The organism is Pseudomonas sp. NBRC 100443 (genome assembly GCF_030268185.1).
Lineage (GTDB): Bacteria > Pseudomonadota > Gammaproteobacteria > Pseudomonadales > Pseudomonadaceae > Pseudomonas > Pseudomonas citronellolis.
Map to the genome: position 1 here is coordinate 45,316 of NZ_BSQE01000022.1, position 6,804 is coordinate 52,119.

Here is a 6,804-nt window from a genome sequence, read left to right on the forward strand (position 1 = left end):
CGGATCGGCCGCGGGCCGGTTGCTCAAGGGGTCATACGATCGTCAGGAGTACTGCGACGAACACACTGGCGGCAGAGAAGGTCATGGCGCGCGAGGACCAGGTGTTGAACCAGCGCTGGTAGCTGTTCAGGCCGCGGTCGAGCTTGGTGCTCTGGCGCGTCCAGGACTGCTGGTCGAGGCGGAAGAACACGTAGATCTTCACCAGGGCGCCGACGATCTGGTTGTAATAGAGGATCAGCGGGTAGGCCGGGCCGATCGGGTGGCCGGACAGCGACAGCAGCAGGGTGAGGATCAGGCGGGTGATGCCGATCCACAGCAGGTACACCAGCAGGAAGGTGATGCTGTACTTGATGCTGGCGATGATCGCCGCCACCAGGCCCAGCAGGCAGGTCCACATGGACAGGCGCTGGTCGAACAGCACCACCGTGGTGAACCAGCCCAGGCGCTGCGGGCCCAGGGCCAGGGCGCGGGAGTTCTGCCGCAGGTTGTTGCCGTACCAGCGGAACATCAGCTTGCGGCTGGCCTTGACGAAGCTCTTCTCCGGCGGGTGCTCGACGGTGTTGATGGCCGCATCCGGCACGTAGAAGGTGTCGTAGCCCAGGCGCATCAGGCTGTACCAGCTGGACTTGTCGTCGCCGGTGAGGAACTGGAAGCGCCCCAGGCGCCAGTGGTCCAGGTGGTCGGCCTCGACGTCGGCGATGAAGTCGGGGTCGGTGACCACCGCGGCGCGGAACACCGACATGCGCCCGGTCATGGTCAGCACGCGCTTGGACAGGGCCATGGAGCACATGTTGATGTGGCGCTGGGCGAAGCGCAGCTTGTGCCACTGGCTCATCACGTAGCCGCCCTGCACCTCGCAGAATTCGTTGGTGGTCAGGCCGCCGACCTGGGGGAACAGCTTGAACCAGCGCACCGTGGCCTGGACCACGCCGGGTTCGAGCACGGTGTCGCCGTCGATCACCGCCACCACCGAGCCTTCGTCGGGCATGTGCCGGGAGATGGCGCGGAAGCCGTGGGCCAGGCCGTCGCGCTTGCCGGTGCCGGGAATGCGCACGAAGTCCAGCTTCACGTGGGCGGGCGGGTTGAGCTTCTGCCACTGCTGCTTGATCAGCACCTCGTCGGACATCTCGACGATGGAGCAGACCACGGTGGTCGGGTAGCCGCAGGCGATGGCCTCCTGGATCACCGAGCGGTAGACCATGGAGGTGGTCATGGCGTCGATGCGGAAGCTGGTGACCATCAGGTACACGTGGGACGGGGCCGCCGCCTTGCCGAGCTTGCGCAGGCGCCGCTTGTAGTGCGGGTAGACGACGTGGAGGAAGAGCATGCCGCGCAGGAAGTGCAGACCGCCCATGGAATAACGCCAGATACCCACCGCGCCGATGATCAGCAGGAAGTCGCGGGCATTGGGGTCGAACACCGTGGGGGGCACGATCAGCGCCAGGCCCATCAGCAGGCAGAGGAAGGCCAGCCAGCCGGTGGCTTCGCCGAGGGCTCGTTTGTATGCGTCCATGGTCAGGTCCGTCAGTCGCGTCTTGGCTTCGTGGGAACAGGTGGGCTCCCGTAGGTGCGAGCTTGCTCGCGAACCGCCCCGGCACCGGTACCGCCGGGAAGAGCGTTCGCGAGCAGGCTCGCTCCTGCGAAGAGCCGGCGGCGCTTACCAGCAGATGCCTTCGGCGCGCTCGTCGGAGCCGTGGGACATGAAGCCGATCAGGTCGACCACCTTCTTGCCCTGCGGCGCCTGGTTCACCACGTCGACGAACAGCTCGTCGCCGTTGCCCAGCACCAGCACGTCGGAGGTCTTCACCACCTGGTCGAGGTCGGAGACCAGCAGCGAGGAGACGTGGGGGATCTTCGACTCGATGTACTCCTTGTTCGCGCCGTGGACGCGGGCGTACTCGACGTTGCGGTCGAAGATCTGCAGCTCGTAGCCCTTGCCGATGAGCATCTCGGCCAGCTCCACCAGCGGACTCTCGCGCAGGTCGTCGGTGCCGGACTTGAACGACAGGCCGAGCAGGCCGACCTTGCGGCTGCCGTGGGCGGTGATGATCTCGAAGGCCTTCTGCACCTGGTAGGCGTTGCTGCGCATGATCGAGCCGATCATCGGGTGCTCGACGTCCAGCTGGCCGGCGCGGTAGGTGAGGGCGCGCACGTCCTTGGGCAGGCAGGAGCCGCCGAAGGCGAAGCCGGGCTTCATGTAGTAGCGCGACAGGTTCAGCTTGCGGTCCTGGCAGACCACGTCCATCACCTCGCGGCCATCGACGCCGACGGCCTTGGCGATGTTGCCGATCTCGTTGGCGAAGGTGACCTTGGCGGCGTGCCAGACGTTGCAGGTGTACTTGATCATCTCCGCGACCTCGATGGACTTGCGGATGATCGGCGCGTCCAGCTCGCGGTAGATTTCCTCCAGCAGGTCGCCGGTCTGGGCGTCCAGCTCGCCGATGACGGTCATCGGCGGGAAGTCGTAGTCCTTGATCGCGGTGCTCTCGCGCAGGAACTCGGGGTTGGTGCCCACGCCGAAGTCGACGCCGGCCTTCTTGCCCGAGCAGTCCTCGATGATCGGGATCACCACGTTCTTCACGGTGCCCGGCAGCACGGTGCTGCGCACCACCACGGTGTGACGGCCGGCCTTCTCGCGGATGGCGTAGCCGATCTCGCGGCAGACGCTCTCGATGTAGCCCAGGTCCAGGTCGCCGTTCTTCTTGCTCGGGGTGCCGACGCAGATGAAGGAGACGTCGCTGTCCAGCACCGCCTGCTTGAAGTCGGTGGTGCCCGACAGCCGCGAGGTGCGGATGCCCTGTTCCAGCAGGGGCTCCAGCCCCGGTTCGACGATGGGCGACTTGCCGCGGTTGATCAGGTCGATCTTGGTGGTGGAAACGTCCACGCCGATCACTTCGTGACCACGGGCGGACAGGCAACCGGCGCATACTGCACCGACGTAGCCAAGACCAAAGATGCTGATACGCATCGTATTCACCTCTGCTTTGTCGAGCTGTTAAAAGTTGGCCTTCTGGCCAATTCCCTTTTGCTGCGGCGCCCCTGTCAGGCGCGCCGCTTCAGGCAGTCCGTGAGTGACTCGAATTTTCTGCACTCAATTCGGGCAGAGTTCCGCGGCATGCACTTTAATGTTTCAGGGTGATTGCAAAGTTAGAACTAATTGCACTCTTCTGATGCACTAAAGTTTGCTTTGGAGTTCTGCATTAATTTCATAACTCATTGAAATTATTCAGGTTGAACGAGGGCCTCGAGCAGCGCTCGATGCGTTTTCGAAAAACCTGGTTATGGGCAACAAACCCATGATGGGCGTTGCGGAAGTAGGATGTTCGAGGCCGCTCGATAGTTCCTGCCACCCATCCTGAGGAGTGGTCGGAATTAAATATCCAATCGCCATCAAATAAGGCGCTTTTGATATCAAGCTGAAACACGACTGTCGTTTTTGGCGGACTTGCAAAATGCAAGGATTGGAAAAAGTTCCGCGGTGATTCAGCCGTTTTACACTTCGTTCAGCTACCGTTCAGGATGACGGGGAGGGTGTTTCAAGGTATTTCGTGCAACTTGCAATCGTGAATTGCATGTAATGGCGGGGTGCTTTTAATGGCCAATGGATTACATGCGCGATGGCAAAAAAGGCGCTTTTCTGCCGTGGTGATGGCGCGCGGGAGCGAGAAAAATTTTTTCAATGTCTTGGCTGTTGCCGACGAACGGTAGCCTTGACCATTTTCGCCGTGTGGGTAATTCGGCGGCACATGGGGGCTGGAGGGGGATCGACGGTAGCGGGGGAGGGGGCGTGACGGCCGTTTGGCCGCCACTTTCGGGGGCAGGTCAGGCGTCGGGCTGGTCGCGCAGGAACACCAGGCGGTCGGCGGAGGACTCCTCGGCGGCGAAGCGGTAGCCGGCGTAGTCGAAGTCCTTCAGGCCCTCGGGGTCGGTCAGGCGCTCCTTGATCACGTAGCGCGCCATCAGCCCGCGGGCCTTCTTGGCGTAGAAGCTGATGATCTTGTACTGGCCGTTCTTCAGGTCCTTGAACTCGGTGTCGATGATGCGGGCGTCCAGCGCCTTGCGCTTCACCGCGCCGAAGTATTCGTTGGAGGCCAGGTTGAGCAGCACGGCGTCGCCCTGCTCGGCGAGGTCTTGATTCAGCCAGGCGCTGATGCGCTCGCCCCAGAACTCATAGAGGTTGGCGCCGCGGGCGTTGGCCAGCCGGGTGCCCATCTCCAGGCGGTAGGGCTGCATCAGGTCCAGCGGCCGCAGCACGCCATAAAGGCCGGAAAGCATGCGCAGGTGGCGCTGGGCGAAGTCGAAGTCGGCGGCGTCGAAGTCCTCGGCGGCCAGGCCGGTATAGACGTCGCCCTTGAAGGCCAGCAGCGCCTGCTTGGCGTTGGCCGGGCTGAAGTCGGGGTGCCAGCTGGCGTAGCGCGCGGCGTTCAGGCCGGCGAGCTTGTCCGACAGGCTCATCAGGCTGCCGATCTGCGCCGGAGTCATCTCGCGCAGCACGCCGATCAGCTCCTGGGCATCGTCCAGGTGCAGCGGCAGGGTGTGGCGGTCGGTGACCGGCGGGGTCTCGTAGTCCAGGGTCTTGGCGGGGGAAATCACCATCAGCATCGTGCGGTCTCCTCGAAGCGTCGGGCGATTGTAGGGAGTTGCCGGGGCCGGCTCCACCCATGGGGACGATAGGCGGGGCCAATGAGGAGGGGCGCGGGGAGACCGTCGGGTGCGGATAAGCCGATGATCGGATTAATAAAATTAGCGCCGTAACGCAGCCGCGCCAAGGTATTTCGTCAGCCGGCGAAAAAAATTCGTCTGATAAGGAAAAAGACTTTCTACCGTCACAATTTTTCCTGTATTTCTGGAGCCGTAGACCGCCGAACCCTGCAGACAGGTGGCGGCCCCGGCCCGTCCCTTGCTTGCACCTCTCTCGAGCCCCGGCATCGAGAGCCGGCGTCTCACCGCACGGCGGAGCGCTGTCACGGCATTCCGTCGTAACGCCCCCAGAATGAGGTGACACGCGTATGGATGACCACGGACGTTCCAGCACCACCCAGCCGATCTTCTACGTCCTCGACACCAACGTTCTGATCCACGATCCCAACGCCCTGCTCAACTTCCAGGAACACCACGTCGCCATCCCGATGACGGTGCTGGAGGAACTCGACAAGCTCAAGACCGGCAAGCACTCCGTCGCCGCCGAATGCCGCCAGGCCATCCGCCTGATCGACCAGGTGCTGGGCGAGGCGAGCCCGGAGCAGGTGGAGGACGGGGTTCCCATCCAGCGTGGCAAGAGCGGCCCCTGCGGCAGCCTGTCGATCCTCATGAGCAAGCGCGCCGAGCCGATCACCTGGCTGCCGGAGCACCTCAACGACAACAAGATCATCAACCAGCTGGTGGAGCTGCAGAGCCGCAACAGCAGCCGCCGGGTGGTGCTGGTCACCAAGGACATCAACATGCGCCTGAAGGCGCGCGCCTGCGGGGTGGCGGCGGAGGACTACCACACCGACCAACTGATCGACGACGTGGCCCTGCTGCCGCGTGGCTACCACTCGCTGAACGGCTCGTTCTGGGACCGCGTCAGCAAGGTGGAGACGCGCCAGGACCACGGCCGCACCTGGCACCGCGTGCAGCTCACCGACAACCTGCCGGCGGTGCACATCAACGAGTTCATCGTCGACGAGCAGGGCTTCGTCGGCTGGATCAAGGGCATCCAGCAGGACGAACTGCTGATCCTCGACCTGCACCAGGAGCCGCTGCTGCACCAGGAGGCCTGGGGCCTGCGCCCGCGCGACCTGTACCAGTCGCTGGCGCTGTACGCGCTGCTCGACCCGGACATCCACCTGGTCAACCTGTCCGGCGCCGCGGGCTCGGGCAAGACCATCCTGGCCCTGGCCGCGGCCATCGAGCAGACCATGGTCACCAAGCGCTACCGGCGCATCATCGCCACCCGCAGCGTGCAGGGCCTGGACGAGGACATCGGCTTCCTGCCCGGCACCGAGGCCGAGAAGATGGAACCCTGGCTGGGCGCCATCACCGACAACCTCGAAGCGCTGCATTCGGACGACGAATGCACCCACGGCAGCGTCGACTACATCCTCAGCAAGGTGCCGCTGCAGTTCAAATCGCTGAACTACATCCGCGGCCGCAGCTTCCAGCAGAGCCTGATCCTCATCGACGAATGCCAGAACCTCACCCCGCACCAGATGAAGACCATCATCACCCGCGCGGGCAATGGCTCGAAGGTGATCTGCCTGGGCAACCTGGCGCAGATCGACACCCCCTACCTGTCGGCCACCAGCTCCGGCCTGACCTACCTGACCGAACGCTTCAAGGACTTCCCCCACGGCGTGCACGTGACCCTGCAAGGGGTACCGCGCTCGGTGCTGGCGGAGTTCGCCGAGGCGCATCTGTAAACGCGGAGCCGGCCGGGCTCCTGCTGGGCTGGCCGGCGTACTCGAGTCTTCCCCGATGCACGGAAAGCCCCCTCTCCCTTCAGGGAGAGGGCCGGGGAGAGGGTTACGGACTTCGCCGCTGCTCCAGCGTTTGGCCTGGACTCCGCACCCCCTCCCTAACCCTCCCCCGCAAGCGGGAGAGGGGACCGTTGGGCAGAACGAGGGGCCACGCAGTCAGCCGGCCCCACCGTAATTTCCGGCTAAAGCCGCTCTCCCAGCCGGCACGGACGGCCCCCTCTCCCTTCAGGGAGAGGGCTGGGGAGAGGGTTACGGACTTCGTCTTCACTCCAGCGCTTGGCCCGAACTCCGCACCCCCACCCTAACCCTCCCCCGCAAGCGGGAGAGGGGACCGTTGGGCAGAACG

General features: G+C 64.1%; 4 protein-coding genes. 1 reads left to right on the top strand and 3 read right to left on the bottom strand.

The window, feature by feature from the left end; genetic code table 11:
* Window positions 1-31: 31 nt before the first annotated feature.
* From alg8 to yaaA, 3 genes are all read right to left on the bottom strand, one after another.
* Entirely contained in the window at window positions 32-1,513 is a 1,482-nt protein-coding gene (alg8, locus tag QSJ95_RS25055; RefSeq protein ID WP_285646029.1) for a mannuronan synthase, read from the bottom strand.
* A 144-nt stretch (window positions 1,514-1,657) separates the two neighbouring features.
* Window positions 1,658-2,968: a GDP-mannose 6-dehydrogenase gene (gene algD / locus QSJ95_RS25060; protein WP_043312658.1), complete on the bottom strand. Its 1,311-nt coding sequence runs from the start codon at window positions 2,966-2,968 to the stop codon at window positions 1,658-1,660.
* 854 nt (window positions 2,969-3,822) lie between these two features.
* On the bottom strand, window positions 3,823-4,602 hold the full coding sequence (gene yaaA, locus QSJ95_RS25065; protein WP_285646039.1) for a peroxide stress protein YaaA: 780 nt from the start codon (window positions 4,600-4,602) through the stop codon (window positions 3,823-3,825).
* Between the two features lie 407 nt (window positions 4,603-5,009).
* On the opposite strand from yaaA, the gene QSJ95_RS25070 reads away from it, so the two are divergent.
* Window positions 5,010-6,401: a PhoH family protein gene (locus tag QSJ95_RS25070; RefSeq protein WP_009616091.1), complete on the top strand. Its 1,392-nt coding sequence runs from the start codon at window positions 5,010-5,012 to the stop codon at window positions 6,399-6,401.
* Window positions 6,402-6,804: the final 403 nt, after the last annotated feature.